Origin of the sequence: Polynucleobacter brandtiae (genome assembly GCF_002797575.1) — a bacterium.
GTDB lineage: Bacteria > Pseudomonadota > Gammaproteobacteria > Burkholderiales > Burkholderiaceae > Polynucleobacter > Polynucleobacter brandtiae.
In genome coordinates, this window is the sequence record NZ_PGTX01000004.1 from 57,341 (window position 1) to 75,164 (window position 17,824).

Annotated in this window: 17 protein-coding genes; 9 read left to right on the forward strand and 8 right to left on the reverse strand. The window is 47.2% G+C overall.

What is annotated here, in order from left to right; genetic code table 11:
* The first annotated feature begins 20 nt into the window (after positions 1-20).
* From frc (B0G85_RS08370) to B0G85_RS08385, 4 genes are all read left to right on the forward strand, one after another.
* Positions 21-1,271 (forward strand): formyl-CoA transferase, encoded by a 1,251-nt coding sequence (gene frc / locus B0G85_RS08370; RefSeq protein WP_100380011.1) that lies wholly within the window; start codon positions 21-23, stop codon positions 1,269-1,271.
* A 95-nt stretch (positions 1,272-1,366) separates the two neighbouring features.
* Positions 1,367-1,795 (forward strand): PAS domain-containing protein, encoded by a 429-nt coding sequence (locus tag B0G85_RS08375; protein WP_100380012.1) that lies wholly within the window; start codon positions 1,367-1,369, stop codon positions 1,793-1,795.
* Between the two features lie 128 nt (positions 1,796-1,923).
* A complete protein-coding gene (frc, locus tag B0G85_RS08380) occupies positions 1,924-3,171 on the forward strand; it encodes a formyl-CoA transferase (RefSeq protein ID WP_100380013.1) in 1,248 nt (415 codons plus the stop codon).
* A 1-nt stretch (position 3,172) separates the two neighbouring features.
* Complete coding sequence (locus tag B0G85_RS08385; protein ID WP_100380014.1) at positions 3,173-4,105, forward strand: methionyl-tRNA formyltransferase; 933 nt, start codon at positions 3,173-3,175, stop codon at positions 4,103-4,105.
* 18 nt (positions 4,106-4,123) lie between these two features.
* Here the strand turns inward: B0G85_RS08385 and panC are convergent, their stop codons facing one another.
* The 4 genes from panC to metG all read right to left on the reverse strand — a co-directional run bounded on the left by panC (position 4,124) and on the right by metG (position 7,869).
* Complete coding sequence (gene panC, locus B0G85_RS08390; protein ID WP_100380015.1) at positions 4,124-4,975, reverse strand: pantoate--beta-alanine ligase; 852 nt, start codon at positions 4,973-4,975, stop codon at positions 4,124-4,126.
* Entirely contained in the window at positions 4,975-5,847 is an 873-nt protein-coding gene (locus B0G85_RS08395; protein WP_100380016.1) for a segregation and condensation protein A, read from the reverse strand. Before B0G85_RS08395 ends, panC begins: the two co-directional genes overlap by 1 nt.
* The gene (locus tag B0G85_RS08400) at positions 5,840-6,028 is read right to left on the reverse strand and encodes a DUF3460 family protein (protein ID WP_100380081.1); all 189 of its coding nucleotides are present in this window, start codon (positions 6,026-6,028) and stop codon (positions 5,840-5,842) included. Before B0G85_RS08400 ends, B0G85_RS08395 begins: the two co-directional genes overlap by 8 nt.
* A gap of 170 nt (positions 6,029-6,198) precedes the next feature.
* Entirely contained in the window at positions 6,199-7,869 is a 1,671-nt protein-coding gene (metG, locus tag B0G85_RS08405) for a methionine--tRNA ligase (RefSeq protein WP_100380017.1), read from the reverse strand.
* Positions 7,870-8,020: 151 nt separating this feature from the next.
* Here metG and B0G85_RS08410 point away from each other — a divergent pair, with 151 nt between their 5' ends.
* Genes B0G85_RS08410 through B0G85_RS08420 form a run of 3 tightly spaced genes read left to right on the forward strand, consistent with a single transcriptional unit; the run spans position 8,021 to position 11,772 of the window.
* Positions 8,021-8,857 (forward strand): formate dehydrogenase accessory sulfurtransferase FdhD, encoded by an 837-nt coding sequence (locus tag B0G85_RS08410; RefSeq protein ID WP_198508787.1) that lies wholly within the window; start codon positions 8,021-8,023, stop codon positions 8,855-8,857.
* Between the two features lie 41 nt (positions 8,858-8,898).
* Positions 8,899-9,465, forward strand: coding sequence for a dCTP deaminase (gene dcd, locus B0G85_RS08415; RefSeq protein ID WP_100380019.1), 567 nt, complete (start codon positions 8,899-8,901; stop codon positions 9,463-9,465).
* A 39-nt stretch (positions 9,466-9,504) separates the two neighbouring features.
* On the forward strand, positions 9,505-11,772 hold the full coding sequence (locus tag B0G85_RS08420; protein ID WP_100380020.1) for an arginine/lysine/ornithine decarboxylase: 2,268 nt from the start codon (positions 9,505-9,507) through the stop codon (positions 11,770-11,772).
* Positions 11,773-11,882: 110 nt separating this feature from the next.
* Here the strand turns inward: B0G85_RS08420 and B0G85_RS08425 are convergent, their stop codons facing one another.
* Genes B0G85_RS08425 through argH form a run of 3 tightly spaced genes read right to left on the reverse strand, consistent with a single transcriptional unit; the run spans position 11,883 to position 15,390 of the window.
* Positions 11,883-13,418, reverse strand: coding sequence for a TRAP transporter large permease (locus tag B0G85_RS08425; RefSeq protein ID WP_100380021.1), 1,536 nt, complete (start codon positions 13,416-13,418; stop codon positions 11,883-11,885).
* Positions 13,415-13,966 (reverse strand): TRAP transporter small permease subunit, encoded by a 552-nt coding sequence (locus B0G85_RS08430; protein ID WP_100380022.1) that lies wholly within the window; start codon positions 13,964-13,966, stop codon positions 13,415-13,417. The genes B0G85_RS08425 and B0G85_RS08430 overlap by 4 nt, the downstream gene beginning before the upstream one ends.
* A 5-nt stretch (positions 13,967-13,971) precedes the next feature.
* Complete coding sequence (gene argH, locus B0G85_RS08435; protein ID WP_100380023.1) at positions 13,972-15,390, reverse strand: argininosuccinate lyase; 1,419 nt, start codon at positions 15,388-15,390, stop codon at positions 13,972-13,974.
* A 43-nt stretch (positions 15,391-15,433) separates the two neighbouring features.
* On the opposite strand from argH, the gene hemC reads away from it, so the two are divergent.
* Together hemC and B0G85_RS08445 are read left to right on the forward strand one after the other, a co-directional pair.
* Positions 15,434-16,414, forward strand: coding sequence for a hydroxymethylbilane synthase (hemC, locus tag B0G85_RS08440; protein ID WP_100380024.1), 981 nt, complete (start codon positions 15,434-15,436; stop codon positions 16,412-16,414).
* A gap of 24 nt (positions 16,415-16,438) precedes the next feature.
* A complete protein-coding gene (locus tag B0G85_RS08445; RefSeq protein ID WP_100380025.1) occupies positions 16,439-17,251 on the forward strand; it encodes a uroporphyrinogen-III synthase in 813 nt (270 codons plus the stop codon).
* Between the two features lie 9 nt (positions 17,252-17,260).
* On the opposite strand, the gene B0G85_RS08450 is transcribed toward B0G85_RS08445, so the two are convergent.
* Positions 17,261-17,824, reverse strand: a complete 564-nt coding sequence (locus B0G85_RS08450; RefSeq protein WP_100380026.1) for a chorismate--pyruvate lyase family protein — start codon at positions 17,822-17,824, stop codon at positions 17,261-17,263.

Below are 17,824 nucleotides of genomic sequence, written 5' to 3' on the forward strand. Positions count from 1 at the left end.
CAACTTAAGGAGAATTAAAAATGACAAAACCATTAGACGGCATTCGCATCATCGATTTCACACACGTACAAGCAGGTCCTGCGTGTACCCAGTTGTTGGCTTGGTACGGTGCTGATGTGATCAAGGTAGAGCGTCCAGGTTCTGGTGACGTAACACGTAGTCAGTTACGCGATATTCCAGATGTGGATGCGTTGTATTTCACGATGTTGAACGGTAATAAGCGTTCTTTGACTTTGGACACCAAGACTCAAGAGGGTAAAGAAGTTTTAGAGAAGATGATCAAGACTTCCGATGTAATGGTGGAGAACTTTGGCCCAGGCGCCTTAGATCGCATGGGTTTTAGTTGGGCGCGCATTCAAGAATTGAACCCAAAAATGATCATGGCTTCCGTAAAAGGCTTTAGTGATGGTCACTCATATGAAGATTTAAAAGTGTATGAGAACGTGGCTCAGTGTGCTGGCGGCGCTGCCTCTACCACTGGTTTCTGGGATGGTCCTCCTACTGTTTCTGCTGCTGCTCTGGGCGACAGTAATACAGGTATGCACTTAGCTATTGGTATTTTGACTGCATTAATGCAGCGTCAAAAAACAGGCAAGGGTCAAAAAGTATCTTGCTCAATGCAAGATGCTGTATTGAACTTGTGCCGCGTGAAGTTGCGCGATCAACAGCGCTTAGACAAAATTGGTTACCTCGAAGAGTATCCACAGTACCCACACGGTACCTTTAGTGATGTAGTTCCACGCGGCGGTAATGCGGGTGGTGGCGGTCAGCCAGGTTGGGTATTAAAGTGTAAGGGTTGGGAAACGGATCCTAATGCTTATATCTACTTTACGATTCAAGGCCATGCTTGGCAGCCAATTACAGAAGCTCTCGGTCGTCCAGAGTGGGCAACTGATCCTGCTTATATGACTGCAGAAGCACGTCAAGATAAGATTTTTGATATCTTTGCAGTAATTGAAGAGTGGCTCAAAGACAAGACCAAGTACGAGGCAGTAGATATTCTCCGTAAGTTCGATATTCCTTGTGCACCAGTACTCTCAATGAAAGAATTGGCTGCATCACCAGACTTACGTAAGAGTGGTTCCATTGTTGAAGTCGACCACAAAGCCCGTGGTAAGTATTTAACTATTGGTAGCCCAATTAAGTTCTCTGACTTGGAAGTCGAAGTAAAGCCATCTCCTTTATTAGGTGAGCATACTGATGAAGTATTGACTGATCTTGGTTATAGCGCAGACGACATTTCAAAGCTGCACGCAGCTAAAGCAGTTTAATAACGACTCTTTAGTAATTGCATTATGCAAAAAGGCGCTCTTCATGAGCGCCTTTTTCTTGTCTGCGATTTCGTAAAGATGAGTAGACTAGTGCAATGAACACAAACATTGATGTACTTAAGTTATTGGATTGCATAGGCGATGCCATGATCGTGGCTGATGCCCATGAAAAGATCGTACTGTGGAATGCGGCCGCCACACGAATATTTGGATACACAGAAGCAGAAGTGCTTGGCAAGACATTGGATTTAATTGTTCCTGAGCGTCAACGCCAAAGACATAGTGAGGGCTATCGGCATTCCATGCACACTGGCACCACTCGTTATGGATCCGCACTGTTGAAGGTGCCTGCCAAACACAAAGATGGTCGCACTCTATCGATCGCTTTTACTGTCGGGATGTTGCTTAATGAGCAGCATGAAGCCTATGGAGTAGTTGCCGTTATCCGAGATGAGACTGAGCGTTTTGCTCAGGAAAGGGCGCTACAAAAGCGTCTAGCCGATCTAGAAAATTCTGCACCCTGAGTCTCAAAGTACTTTCAGGGCATTGGCATAGGATATGCCTAAAAAATAGGCATTAATTATTGAGATTGAAGGGCGCACTGGTAAAATATGCCTAATTTAAAAATTCATACATTATTAGAAAGTTCATCATGGCAAAAGCGTTAGAGGGAGTTAAAGTCCTCGACTTTACCCACGTGCAATCCGGCCCAACCTGCACTCAGTTGCTTGCTTGGTTTGGTGCTGATGTTATCAAGGTTGAAAAATCGGGGGAGGGGGACGCAACGCGTGGTCAGTTACGCGACATCCCCGATGCGGATAGTTTGTATTTCACGATGTTAAACCATAACAAACGCTCCATTACGGTGAATACAAAAACTCCCCGTGGTAAAGAAATTTTAGAGCGACTCATTAAGGAGTGTGATGTCCTGGTAGAAAACTTTGCTCCAGGCGCTTTAGATCGTATGGGTTTTTCTTGGGAGCGTATTCAGGAGCTCAACCCGATGATGATTATGGCCTCTGTTAAAGGTTTCGGTCCTGGCCCTTATGAAGATTGCAAGGTGTATGAGAACGTTGCACAGTGTGCGGGCGGCTCAGCATCAACAACTGGTTTTGATGATGGCCCCCCAATGGTGACTGGTGCTCAAATTGGAGATAGCGGCACCGGCTTGCATTTGGCTCTAGGAATTGTTACGGCGCTTTACCAGCGCACGCATTCTGGCCGAGGTCAAAAGGTGCTAGCTGCAATGCAAGATGCCGTACTCAATTTGTGCCGCGTCAAATTGCGTGACCAACAGCGTTTAGAGCGCAACGGTACTATGCAAGAGTATCCACAGTATCCTAACGGCACCTTTGGGGATGCTGTACCCCGCGCTGGCAATGCTTCTGGTGGCGGTCAGCCTGGTTGGATTTTGAAATGTAAGGGCTGGGAAACAGATCCTAATTCTTATATTTATGTCGTAGTTCAGGCTCCAGTATGGGAGGCTATTTGTAAAGTAATTGGTCGCGAAGACTGGATCACTGATCCAAACTATGCCTCTGCCATGGCACGGTTGCCACGTTTGATGGAGATTTTTGCTGAGATTGAGAAGTGGACTTCTACCCTAACAAAATTTGAAGTGATGGATACCTTAAATAAGTATGACATTCCTTGCGGACCTATTTTGTCGATGAAAGAAATTGCTGAAGAACCTTCACTCAGGGCGACGGGAACGGTGGTTGAAGTGGATCATCCTATTCGTGGAAAGTATCTGACTGTGGGTAATCCAATTAAGTTATCAGATAGCCCAACTGAAGTAGAGCGTTCACCACTGTTGGGTGAGCACACCGATGAAATCTTGAGTGAACTTGGGTTTACAACAGATGAACTGATCTCTTTACGTCGCGATAAGGTTATTTAATATGCGGGTTGCTTTGATTGGTAGTGCTGATTTTGGTAAGGCAGCGTTAGAGGCCTTTTTGGACCGAGGTGATGAAGTGGTCGCTGTGTTTTGCCCGCCCGACAACCCTAAATCTACTAAGCCAGAAGCATTGAAGGAAGCTGCCATTGCAAGCGGTTTAGTTCCCCTGCAGTTTGCATCCTTGAAGGGGCCTGAAGCGGCTCAAGCGATGATTGATAGCCAGGCTGATATTTGTGTAATGGCTTATGTACTTCAGTTTGTTCCTCAAGAGTTAGCTAAATTGCCCAAGCATGGCACTATTCAGTATCACCCCTCCTTACTCCCTAAATATCGTGGACCCAGCGCTATTAATTGGGCAATTGCTCTGGGTGAAGAAAAGACGGGATTGACTATTTTTCGACCATCGGACGGATTGGATGAGGGCGAAATTATTTTGCAAAAAGAGGTTGCTATTGGACCCGACGATACTTTAGGGCATATCTACTTTGATGCCTTATTCCCTATGGGCGTTAAAGCATTGCTGGAGGCTGCAGATCTGGTGGCTGCTCATCAGCATCAAGAGATTATCCAGGATGAATCCTTGGCAAATTACGAGGGTTGGTTTGAAATAAATGCCGCGCAGATTCATTGGGCAAGCCATATCACTCAAACGTACAATCTTATTCGTGCTTGCAACCCAGCGCCTGGAGCCTGGACAAAAATGGGCGAGCAAAAGGTACAAATTTTTGATGCCCGTAAACATGTTTCCGCTACCTACGGGGCTGTAAAAGGAAAGCCAGGGGAGATCACTCAGATTTCTGCGGACTCATTTTTTGTGGGCTGTCATGGAGGACAGATTGAGGTCCTTAAGGCAAAGGGTAGCGCAGGAAAAATGAGTGGCGCCCAGTTAGCCCAGGAGTTAAATCTACAGGTAGGCCAATTTTTTCTACTGTAGTGACAGCGCGCTTATTGCCTAGACTTCTAAGTTATCAATCAAGCGAGTATTGCCGAGCTTTGCAGCCGTCAAGATCACTAGTGGCTCGCCCACCTGCAATTGGGAGTTGCTAGCAGGCGCTAAATCACTCTGCTGACGAATGGCAATGTAATCTGGCTGCCAGCCGCGTTGAGTAAGTTCGGCTACCGCTCTCATTTCAATGGCGCTGAGTGACTCTGTGGTGCGCTCAGTTAACCCTAGTAGCTGTTCCCGTACCTCTTTAAGGATGCGCTGCAGTTCGGGGGCTTGGGCGCGTTCCTCAGCAGAAAGATAGCCATTGCGAGAGGAGAGAGCGAGACCATCCTCAGAGCGGATAGTTTCTCCAGGGATAATGTCGACTGGCAATGCAAATTGCTTGGCCATTTGGCGGATGATCATCAATTGCTGGTAATCCTTTTTGCCAAACACTGCTACTTTGGGCTGAACACAAGAGAGCAGCTTAAGGACAACAGTACATACACCCTTAAAAAATCCAGGACGAAATTCCCCTTCGAGGATGTCCCCTAGTTGCTGCGGGGGATCAATTCGATATTCTTGAGGCTGAGGATATAAATCACGCTCTGTAGGGGCGAACAAAATGTATACCCCTTCTTTTTCGAGTTTATCGATGTCAGCTTGCATCGTACGTGGATAGCTATCAAAGTCTTCATTCGGTGCAAACTGCAATCGATTGACAAAAATACTGGCAACAACAGGGTCACCGTGCTGCCTAGCTAATCGCATGAGGGAGAGATGTCCTTCGTGAAGATTGCCCATGGTTGGCACAAAAGCAGCGCGATTTTGTCCGCGCAAGTGGTCGCGTAGCTCTTGGATATCGCTAATAATTTTCATTAAACGGGGGTGTAGGCTAGGCGAACATAAATTGGAGCATAGGGCTCTGCCTGAGTAATTTCAACTAAGGCTTCACGAGAGAGTTCGAGCATGGCAATGAAATTGACAATCACGACTGGAATACCTTTGCCCGAATTAATGGCGTCATCAAATAGCTCGCTGAACTCAACAAAGCGAGTGCTTTGCAGGCGCCGCAAAATACGCGTCATAAAGTCACGTACCGACAGTTCTTCGCGCGTAATAGTGTGATGTTGAGTGAGCTTTGCACGGTGCAATACATCTCGCCAAGCCATTTGCAAATCTTCTAAATTTACTTCTGGCCAGCTAACAGCTACTGTAGTGTCGACATAGCCATGTGCGATTTGGAAATCACGGCCTTGTTGCGGAATCTGGTCAAGCTCTTGTGCTGCAAGCTTCATTCGCTCGTACTCTAAAAGGCGGCGTACGAGTTCAGCACGAGGATCTTCAACCTCTTCATCGCTATCCGCTTTTTTCATTGGCAATAACATGCGAGATTTAATCTCGATGAGCATCGCAGCCATCAAGAGATATTCTGCAGCTAGCTCTAAATTATGATGACGAATTTGATCAACATAGCTCAGATACTGTTGTGTCACCTGAGCCATTGGGATATCGAGCACGTTGAAGTTCTGTTTGCGAATCAAATAAAGCAGCAGATCTAACGGACCTTCAAATGCCTCTAAGAAAATTTCCAGTGCGTCTGGTGGAATATATAAATCAGTTGGGAGCTTGAATAAGGGCTCGCCATATAACTTTGCAAAAGCAGATGACATTCCGTCGGTTACGGATGGAGTGCTGTCAAGTAGATCACCAATCGGCTGGGTGCTTGGCTCAGTACTGTATTTAGTCATTGGAATAGACGTAAGCGCGTTGCTTTAACTTGGCTACTTTTGCACGGCGTTGATCTTCTGTAGTCAGTGGTACCTGGTCCCAAAGGAGGGCGCGACCCGCTTGCTGTCCTGCCTCAATATCAGGTTGCTCGGTTTTAAGCTCATTTAAGAACTGGGTAAATTCAGACTGGTACCTTGCCATCATATTTCCTAAAATGACCAAACTAATTGAGTAGCTTGCAAAAGTTATTGGGTGGCAACTAAGTGCCAAGCCCATCATTATTAACGATTTTTCCTACAAACCCATCGACTTTTTGCTTGATTACCTCAAATCTTCGTTTTTTATGGGGCCAGAGAGTTTTCAGGCTTTCTTTAGGTATTGGCCGCCAGTAATGCCTCAATTTGGGGGGCTTCCACCCTTGTCATGAGGTGCCGATAGGCTTTGATCGGATGCTGGCTGGAGAGCGGGGTATTTACATCATCCCAAGTCATGGATGGCACAGATAAGAACTCCTCAACTCCGGCGGTGACCTGGGGTAGGACCGGCTTGAGATAAAGGCTTAATAGGCGAAATGCCTCCAAAGTCACACTGCAAACCCTTTGTAAGTCCGCTTCACGCTCTGGATTCTTGGCGATTTCCCAAGGTTTATTTTCATCAACAAAGGCATTGACCTTATCTGCCAACTCCATGACGGTCCTGAGTGCCTTGGCATATTCGCGTCCTTCGTAGAGCTCCGCAATTTTTTCACTTACGCCGGCAATATCTGAAAGCAGAGGGTGATGCATTGCATCATCAGAAACAATACCGCCGAAACGCTTCACCAAAAAGCCAGCACTACGGCTAGCGATGTTGATGTACTTCCCTAATAAATCACTATTAACTCGAGCCACGAAATCTTGAAGGTTGAGATCCAAGTCCTCCATGCTGTCATTTAGTTTTGTGGCGAAGTAGTAGCGGAACCACTCTGGATTAAAGCCGCACTCCATCACACTGTGCGCAGAAATCAAAGTGCCCCGTGACTTACTCATCTTCTCGCCATCTACAGTTAAGAAGCCATGAGCAAATACATTCGTTGGCGTTCGATAACCAGCAAAGTGCAATGTCGCTGGCCAAAAAAGCGTGTGGAAATACAGAATGTCTTTACCGATAAAGTGATACTGCTCAGTAGTGGTGTCGGGTCTGACCCATTCCTCAAAATTCATCCCTTTGCTCTGGCAATAGTTGAGGAAGCTAGCGTAATAGCCAATGGGAGCATCTAGCCAGACGTAAAAATACTTGCCTGGTGCATCTGGAATTTCAAAGCCAAAGTATGGGGCATCACGAGAGATATCCCAATCCCCTAACTTACTCTCGCCAGGCTGCCCGACCCATTCCTTCATCTTATTGCGTGCTTCGGGCTGTAGAGGTGTTCTGACTTGAGTCCAATCGCGTAAGAAAGCTTCGCAACGGGGATCTGATAGTTTGAAAAAATAATGATCAGATATTTTTTTAATCGGTGTTGCACCACTCACTACGGAGAATGGATTCTTAAGATCGGTAGGAGAGTAAGTTGCTCCGCACTTTTCACAAGAATCGCCGTATTGATCTTTAGCACCACACTTAGGGCACTCACCTTTAATAAAGCGATCGGGCAAGAACATCTCTTTTACAGGATCGTATGCCTGTTCAATTGCGCGCATTTCGATTAAGCCTGCATCGCGCAGTTTGAGATAAATACTTTTTGATAGCGTTTCATTTTCTGGGCTATCAGTAGTGTAGTAGTGGTCAAAAGAAATGAAGAAGTCGTCAAAGTCGCGCTTATGTTCTTTCCAAACATTGGTAATAAGCTCTTTGGGGGAGATGCCTTCTTTTTCAGCCCGCAACATGATTGGTGTGCCATGGGTATCGTCAGCACCGACATAGTGAACTTCGTGGCCACGCATTCTTTGAAATCGTACCCAGATGTCAGTTTGGACATATTCCACCAAATGACCAATATGGATTTGGCCATTAGCGTAAGGAAGGGCTGAGGTAACTAGCAGGCGGCGTTTGGGGCTACTCATGAAAAGCGGGCTTTTATAAAAAGAACAACATCAATCAAATACAGCTTTAAGAACACCAGATTATGGGCCTTGAGTTTTACTTATGCTCTAATTTTAGTCTGCGGTTAAAGTAAACACCGATTTGAACTTAATTAAAGAGACGTTTATGGCCTTGCCCCACAATATTCAGATGTCCAGCGCTTCGGTGCCCCTGGTGCATGAGGTACAGATCATGGATGAAGCCGGGCGCTTAAAGACTACCCATATCCCGGGTGAGCGACCTTTAACCATTTATTTGGATAAGCGTGAGGTTGTGACATTAATGACCTTAGGTAGTGCCCCAGAGGCTTTGGTGCTGGGCTATTTGCGCAATCAGCGCTTAGTAGAGTCCCCAGACGATATTGAGAGTATTCAGGTCGATTGGGAGACAGACTCGGCAGCGGTCAAGACCCATCGCAGTACTGTAGATATTGACGCCCTGACAAGTAAGCGGGTAGTGACTACTGGATGTGGCCAGGGCACGATGTTTGGGGGATTGATTGAGGAGATGGATCAGATACGATTGCCCGAGGGCCCTTTGCTGGCCCAGGAGGCGATTGTGAAGCTGATTGACAGTATTCGTATGCATGACACCATTTATAAGAAATCAGGCTCAGTACACGCTTGTGCGGTGTTTGAGCGTAATGGCAATGATGATGTTCAACTGCTGCATTTTATTGAAGACGTGGGCCGCCATAATGCCGTGGACTCCATATCGGGCCTAATGTGGCTCGCGGACAAGCCCGGCAAGGATCTGGTTTTCTTTACAACCGGACGTCTGACCTCAGAGATGGTGATTAAAGGGGCTCAGATGGGCATTCCCTTCCTGTTGACTCGTTCTGGCGTGACCCTGATGGGCCTAGAGTTGGCACGCAAAACCAACCTCACGCTGCTTTCTCGCTGTTCCGGGAAGCATTTTGAGATTTATAACGCTCCAGAGAGGGTCGTTTTTACCCCTGCATCTGAGTAAATTGATGGGCATTGCCCCTGTGAAGGTTTTACAATTCGGCCATGACTATTAAATCTGACCACTGGATCCGCCGTATGGGCGCGCAAGGCATGATCAGCCCATTTGAACCGGAGCAAGTTCGTATAGATGCTGCCGGCCAAAAAATTGTAAGTTACGGGACCTCTAGCTATGGCTACGACATTCGTTGTGCTGATGAATTCAAGATCTTTACGAATATCAACAGCACTATCGTCGATCCAAAGAACTTTGATGAGCAATCCTTCGTAGACTTTAAGGGTCCGGTTTGCATCATTCCACCAAACTCCTTTGCTTTAGCGAGAACGGTAGAGTATTTCAAGATCCCTCGCAGCGTACTAACAGTGTGCGTTGGTAAGAGTACTTATGCCCGCTGCGGAATTATTGTGAATGTCACTCCATTCGAGCCTGAATGGGAGGGCTATGTGACGCTAGAATTTTCAAATACAACACCGCTACCGGCCAAGATTTACGCTGGTGAAGGTTGCGCGCAAGTATTGTTCTTTGAGAGTGACGAAGTATGTGGCACGTCCTACAAAGATCGTGGCGGCAAATATCAAGGCCAAGTCGGCGTTACTTTACCAAAGACTTAATCTGTTGAATCGCCATATTGGCGACCTTAAAGGGTGCTCATGAAATTTCGTTTCCCAATCATCATTATTGATGAGGATTTTCGTTCTGAAAATATTTCAGGTTCTGGTATTCGTGATTTAGCTGAAGCCATTGAGACTGAGGGGATGGAAGTCATTGGTTTAACAAGTTATGGCGACCTTACATCCTTTGCCCAGCAAGCCTCTCGCGCCTCCTCATTTATTGTCTCGATTGATGATGAAGAGTTTGTAACAGACTCCGAGGATCATGACCTACCAGCACTGAATAATTTACGGGCATTTATTACCGAAGTGCGTAAACGCAATGAAGATATTCCAATCTTTTTGTATGGTGAGACTCGTACATCACGTCACATGCCTAATGACATCTTGCGCGAGTTGCATGGCTTTATTCATATGAATGAAGACACGCCTGAGTTTGTAGCTCGCCACATTATTCGAGAAGCAAAGGTTTACTTGGATTCATTGGCACCGCCATTCTTCCGGGCCTTAACCAATTACGCTTCTGAGGGCTCTTACTCTTGGCATTGCCCTGGACACTCTGGCGGTGTTGCATTTTTGAAGAGCCCAGTTGGACGCATGTTCCACCAGTTCTTTGGTGAAAATATGTTGCGTGCGGACGTTTGTAATGCGGTAGAGGAATTAGGTCAACTTTTGGACCATACCGGCCCTGTATTGCAAAGTGAGCGTAATGCGGCGCGGATATTTAATGCTGATCATTTATTTTTTGTCACCAACGGCACCTCCACCTCAAACAAAATTGTTTGGCACTCTACAGTAGCCCCTGGTGATGTTGTCGTAGTCGATAGAAATTGCCATAAGTCTGTGATTCACTCTATTACGATGATGGGCGCAATTCCGATCTTTTTGATGCCGACGCGTAATCATTTGGGCATTATTGGGCCTATTCCGAAAGAAGAATTTGAGTGGAAAAATATCCAGAAGAAAATTGACGCCAATCCGTTTATTAAAGATAAGACGGTCGTACCACGTGTTATGACATTGACTCAAAGCACCTATGACGGCATTGTTTATAACGTTGAGATTATTAAAGACATGCTCGACGGCAAGGTGGACTCTTTGCACTTTGATGAAGCTTGGTTGCCACATGCTGCTTTCCATCCTTTCTATAAGGATATGCATGCAATTGGATTGGACCGCAAGCGCACTAAGAAGAGTTTGATGTTTGCAACCCAATCAACCCATAAGTTGTTGGCGGGATTATCACAAGCATCTCAGGTGCTAGTGCAGGATGCTGAAGACACTAAGCTCGATCGTGACTGCTTCAATGAGGCTTATTTGATGCACACCTCAACTAGCCCCCAATACGCCATCATTGCATCTTGCGATGTGTCTGCGGCAATGATGGAAGCCCCTGGTGGAACAACGCTGGTAGAAGAATCTATTGCTGAAGCGATGGACTTCCGTCGCGCGATGCGTGAGGTAGATGCTAAGTTTGGTGCGGACTGGTGGTTTAAGGTCTGGGGTCCAGATCACTTAGCGGACGAGGGTATTGGCGAGCGCTCTGATTGGGTGCTGGAGCCAAATGCCAGCTGGCATGACTTTGGCAATGTTGCTGAAGATTTCAACATGCTAGATCCTATTAAGGCGACTATCGTAACGCCCGGCTTAGACATTGAGGGGAACTTCGGTTCTGTGGGTATCCCAGCTAGCATCGTTACGAAATACTTAGCTGAGCATGGCGTGATTGTGGAGAAGTGTGGTTTGTATTCTTTCTTCATTATGTTCACTATTGGCATTACTAAAGGGCGCTGGAATACTTTGGTTACGGAGTTGCAGCAATTTAAAGATCACTTTGATAAAAATGCCCCCTTATGGAAAGTTTTGCCAGAGTTCGTAGCAAAGCATCCTCGCTATGAGCGGGTAGGTTTGAAGGATATTTGCCAGCAAATTCATGAGTTCTACAAGGGTCGTGACGTAGCGCGTATGACTACTGAGATGTACACCTCAGACATGGTGCCAGCGATGATGCCATCAGAAGCTTGGGCCAGGATGGCGCATAAGAAAGTAGACCGTGTCCCCCTTGATCAGCTGCAGGATCGGATTACGGCGATGTTAGTGACGCCATATCCACCGGGTATTCCATTGCTAATTCCAGGCGAGCGTTTTAATAAGCGAATTATTGATTATCTCTATTTTGCGCGTGACTTCAATGCACAATTTCCTGGGTTTGAGACCGATATTCATGGACTAGTAAAGTCCGAGACGGGTGGGCGCAGTGAATATTATGTCGATTGCGTCAGACTAGAGTCAGATAGCACGCTGTAATTGATGTATCTAGTTTCATCAAAATACCCTGCCTTTGCAGGGTATTTTTTTTGCTATTAATAGCAACGCCATTAATGAATAAGCAAAACTCCAAACCCGTCACTTCAGAATTATTTTATTGTTGGCTTATCCAGCCGAAAGACCACCGGCGCATCGTCGCCCACGTTATTTGCTGGTATCGCTGCTGCAGGCTCTTCACTGTTCGTGAAATTAAAATCCTGGCTTTGAATAAGCGCTGCTGGCTTATCTAGTAGCGTAGTGACGAGTGCCGGAAAGGCAATGACGAGCACCACCATAATAAGTTGCAAGCCGACCCAGGGTAGAGCACCCCAGTAAATATCGCTACTCTTGACTTCTTTAGGTGTAACTCCTCTTAGGTAAAAAAGGGCAAAGCCAAAAGGGGGATGCATAAACGAGGTTTGCATATTGACACACAGCATTACTCCAAACCATACCAATGCGGCGCTGGCCGCCGCCTGGGGATTGCCATTCATTGAGGCAAGTAGCACAGGGGAGAGTAATTTGACAGCTACGGGCGCTAGTAGCGGAACGATGATGAAGGCAATTTCAAAAAAATCCAAAAAGAATGCCAGAAAAAATACGAACACATTCACGGCCACTACAAATCCCACCCAGCCACCCGGTAAGTCTGAAAATAATGCTTCTACCCATTGCCCGCCATCAACACCTTGAAATACCACTGAAAAACAGGTGGAGCCAATCAAAATAAAGACAACCATGCAAGTGATCCGCATCGTATTTTGGTAGGCCTGCTCAATGAGGCCTTTGAGGTCGGGGATGTTGGAGCGGCGTAACCAGGCCAGCGCTAAAGCACCCATTGCACCCATAGCACCCGACTCTGTGGGTGTGGCAATACCGGTCATGATAGTACCTAAGACCAAAAAGATGAGTGCTGCTGAAGGAATAATCCCGAGAAGACATTTTTTCCAAAGGCACCAACCCCTGAGCGCGAGTTGACTCTCTGGGGCGGCGGGTAAGTAGTCTGGGCGAAAGCGCGATAAGAGGAAGGTATAGAGCGCAAATAGGCCGATTTGGAGTAATGATGGCCCCCACGCACCGAGATACATGCTGCCAACATCAGCACTACCGCTTTGAGTTTTGAGTTGATCTGCCAGAACAATGAGCACTAAGGAGGGCGGCACTAATTGCGTAATAGTCCCAGAGGCTGCTAAAACGCCCGTAGCGTAGCGCATGTTGTAACCGTAACGCATCATGACCGGCAGGGAGATCATGGCCATAGCGATCACCTGAGCAGCTACAGTGCCAGTAATTGCTCCTAAGATGAACCCCACAATAATGACTGAGTACCCTAGCCCACCCCGAACGCGTCCAAACAATTGACCCATGGAGTCCAGCATCTCTTCAGCTAAGCCGCAACGCTCTAGGATGGCGCCCATAAAGGTAAAGAAAGGAATTGCTAAGAGCAGGTCGTTAGCAAGAACCCCGCCAAAAATACGCTGCGGGATAGCCTGTAAAAAAAGCACATCAAAATAATGCTCGCTAATGGCAATGCCCGCAAAAAAAAGACCTGCGGCCATTAAAGAAAAGGCCACTGGAAATCCGATCAACATAAATAGGATCAAGCCGCCAAACATGAGCGGCGGCATCCACTCTAATGGGATCATTGCATGGGCTTTTCGTAATGCAAATCAGCGGCTGACAAAGTAGATTTACCGTTGAGTGCGCTAATGCGTTTAATGATTTCAGATAGACCTTGCAGGCTCAGCATAAAAAAGCCAAAAGGCACTAAGAATTTAATGGGGTAGCGCACTAAACCGCCCGCATTGGGGGAATGTTCAGATACCAGCCAGGATGGATAAAACAATGAAACCCATGATAGCCAGGCAAACAAAATGCAAGCAGGCATTAAAAACACCATCAGCCCAAATAGATCGACGTAAATACGCCCGCGATCAGAGAGTTGGGAATACATTAAATCCACCCGCACATGTTCATTGCGCTTTAGGGTGTAAGCGGCGCCAAGCATGACTGCAGCGGCGAACAGATACCACTGCAGTTCTAGTGGCCAGTTGTTACTAATGTCTAAGCTATAACGCAGCAAGGCATTGAGCGCCGATACAACGCAAGAGAGCAAGATCATGATGCTTGCTGCCTTGCCTAGCAGCTGATTAACGCGATCAATGCTCGCTGAGAGGGTTCTCCACAAGCCCATGTGATCTAGAGATCAGCGCGACCCTGTTCAATGGCTGCCAAGACCTGTGCTGGTGCTGTGCCGCCCACATGTTGACGTGAGTTCACTGAGCCCTCCACGGTGAGTAGGGCGAAGACATCATCAGACATCAGCTCGGGGCGACTATCTAAACCACAGGCAAATCGCAATTCAGAAAGGCTAAGGTCGGTCAGCATGCATTTGCGACCCACGCAGGCTTTTACTGCATGCGCTACTGCCTCATGTGCATCTCGGAAGGCTAAACCTTTTTTTACTAAATAGTCTGCCAAGTCAGTAGCCGTTGCAAAACCTTCTTCAGCTGCTGACCTCATCACATCGGCTTTGACTTCAATATGGGGAATCATGTCTGCAAAAATACGCAAAGTATCTTGTACGGTATCGACTGCATCAAATAAAGGCTCTTTATCTTCTTGATTATCTTTGTTGTAAGCCAAAGGCTGACTCTTCATCAATGTCAATAAAGAAATTAAGTCGCCGTAAACGCGTCCTGTTTTACCTCGCGCTAGTTCAGGGACATCGGGGTTTTTCTTCTGGGGCATGATAGAGCTTCCGGTGCAAAAGCGATCCGGTAGATCAATAAATCCAAAGCGTGGGCTGAGCCAAAGCACCAGCTCTTCTGAGAGGCGTGATACATGCATCATCAAAATAGCAGAAAACGCGCAAAATTCGATCGCAAAATCACGATCAGAAACGGCGTCTAATGAGTTTGCGCAGATGCCATCAAAGCCAAGAGTACGCGCTACTTGCATGCGATCGATTGGATAGGTAGTGCCCGCTAAGGCTGCCGCGCCTAATGGCAGGCGATTAAACCGTGCACGTAAATCTGCTAAGCGGCTGGCATCCCGACTGAACATTTCGTAATAGGCCATCAAGTGGTGGCCAAAGGTAATCGGTTGAGCGACTTGCAAATGGGTATGGCCAGGCATGATGGTTGCAGCATGCTTCTCTGCAAGATCAAGCAGTGCAGTACGTAATGATCTTAGTGTGACCGCGATCTCATCGACGCTTCCACGCAACCAGAGTCTTAAGTCAGTCGCGACCTGATCATTGCGTGAGCGACCGGTATGCAGCCGTTTACCAGCGTCACCGACTAACTGTGTCAGGCGGGCTTCAATATTTAAATGAACATCTTCCAGAGCCAGCTGCCATTGAAATTCACCAGCCTCGATTTCACTTTTAATCTGCGCCATGCCTTTTTGAATATCCGCTAAATCTTGCGCACTGATAATCTTTTGAGTTGCTAGCATTTGAGCATGGGCCAAGGACCCTGCGATATCCACCATCGCAAAGCGCTGGTCAAAGCCAATCGAGGCAGTGTAACGTTGCACTAGTTCGTCAACGGGTTCGGTAAAGCGGGCCGACCAAGCTTGGGCTTTGTTGGCAAGGGAATTATTTGATGTGCTCATAAACGCAGTATATTGGTGAAGGTCTTCGATTATTTTAAATGTTATGTCCCAACTCCCCATTTCTAGCTCCATATCCTCTATTTCTAGCCCTCCTCAGCGTCTTGTGATTGCCTCTCGCGAGAGCCGGCTTGCTATGTGGCAAGCCGAGCATGTCAGGGATTGCCTAAAAAAGCACTATCCAGAGTGCGATGTCCAGATTTTGGGTATGACCACGCGGGGTGACCAAATTTTGGATAAAGCACTCTCCAAGGTGGGTGGTAAGGGCCTCTTTGTTAAAGAGTTGGAAACAGCTTTGGAGGACGGTCGAGCCGATTTGGCGGTGCATTCCCTAAAAGACGTCCCGATGGTGATGCCTCAGGGCTTTGATTTATCGTGCGTCATGGCACGTGAGGATGCGCGTGATGCGTTTGTATCGAACGACTATGCAAGCCTAGAGGATCTGCCCCAGGGTGCCATTGTTGGAACCTCTAGCCTGCGTCGTGAATCTGTGTTGAGAGCACAATTTCCGCATTTGGAGATTCATCCTTTACGGGGTAACTTGGATACCCGCATGGGTAAGCTGGATCGTGGCGAGTACCAGGCCATCATTTTGGCAGCTGCGGGTCTAAAGCGCCTAGGGCTTGAGGCACGTATTCGAGCGCTATTACCAATTGATCCCTACACGCCAGCAGCTGGGCAGGGCGCTTTGGGTATTGAAACCCTCAGTAAACACCCGAATATTAAAGAGTGGCTTGCTCCCTTAAGTAATTTACCAACCTTGTATGCAGTGACCGCTGAGCGAATGGTCTCCCGTCAATTGGGGGGCTCTTGTGAAGTACCTTTAGCGGCTTATGCTGTTTGGAGCGAAGATCAAATGCAGATTCGCTCATTTGTCGCTAGCGTTGATGGTAAGGCGATCTGTTTGGCTAGCGCCCAAGGATCCGTCAGAAGCTTGGCAGAAGCAGAGGCCCTAGGTCTTGCAGTAGCACAGGATTTAATTTTGCAAGGCGCAGCAAGTTTATTGCCAAACGGTTTGCCTCAGTAGATAACAAATCAAAGCACCAGATCGATGAGCATTAAGACCATTGTGATTACGCGCCCTAGCGGGCAAGCACAGCAGCTGTCAGTGTTGCTTTACAAATGTTTGCAAAAGAGCCCTGCTAGCCAAGCAAAGCCTCCGGAAATCATTTCACTGCCATTACTCACCATTCTTCCAGCGAAGGGGAGTGCATTGGCCCAAGATATTGCAACATCATTACATATGGCCGATTTAGCAATTTTTGTTAGCCCGAATGCAATTGAATGCACGATGCGTTTGTTAGAATGTTCTTGGCAAGAGCTCACTAACAGCCCCGTTCCTATTGGGGTAATGGGCGGTGGTAGCTTAACTGCTTTAAGTAGTTATGGCATTGGTAGTGAGAGCGCCCCAACTAGGCTACTTTATCCCCAAGATAGTACTGAGTGGGACTCTGAGGGTCTTTGGAAGGCACTGCAAAAACTGCAATGGGATTGGCCTACAAAGCGAGTGGTGATATTGAAGGGCGAGGGCGGTCGTGATTGGCTAGCCAATACGCTCAAAGTAGCTGGAGCACACTTAGATTTGATTTCGGTGTACAGCCGCATTCCGCTGGATTTAGAAAGCCCTATTTGGGGCGACATCCGAAAAATAGACTTTGCTCAATCTCTTTGGTTGCTAACTTCCTCGGAAGCTGCGCGCCACCTGGGGCGTGCTCAGTTATCACTTAATCTTAGTGTCGCATTGTGTTCACACCCGAATATTGCAGATGCAGCGAGACAAATTGGCTTTAGAGAAATTATTGTTTGTGAGTCTGGCGACGACGCTTTAGTCAAAGCAAGTCAAGATTGGCTTGAGCGGCAATAGCCTAATTACTTAACAACTGAGAAGTGAGGAAAAAAAGATTTCGCTCACTAGAAGCGGCTTGCCTTTCAGGTGATACAGAGTGCGTCTTCCCCAGGCGACGCTAGGTAGGCTCTCATAACGCTGCAAACATGTTTTCCATAGAGCGCTGCGCTGATCAAGGCGCGCAATTTCTCGCATAGGCTTTGCCTTGGAATGGGTGCGGGATTTTGCAAATAAGACGGCCCCTAAGGGCTTGCAACCTAAGCGCAGAACCTGGTGGTTACTACCGCTAGAGCTTGAACTGGGAATGATGCTGCGTGCCATTACCAATGGAATATTGTTTGCGCACAGCAACACTTCTCGAACCCGACAGCGCTGGATCTTTAAATGAAAATAGCGACTTTCGTCGCTATTGAGGTTTTGTCGGCAGTCTCGTAAAACTACTACCTCTAGTTTTTGACCAATGACGGATTCAATTTTTTGAGTTAAAGAACCGGTATCACTGAGCCAAGACTGCCACTTGCGTGGCGCTTGATGCAGTTCACCGGAATCGACTCGATTCCATGAAGAACGGAGACGACGACGGTGAGCCAT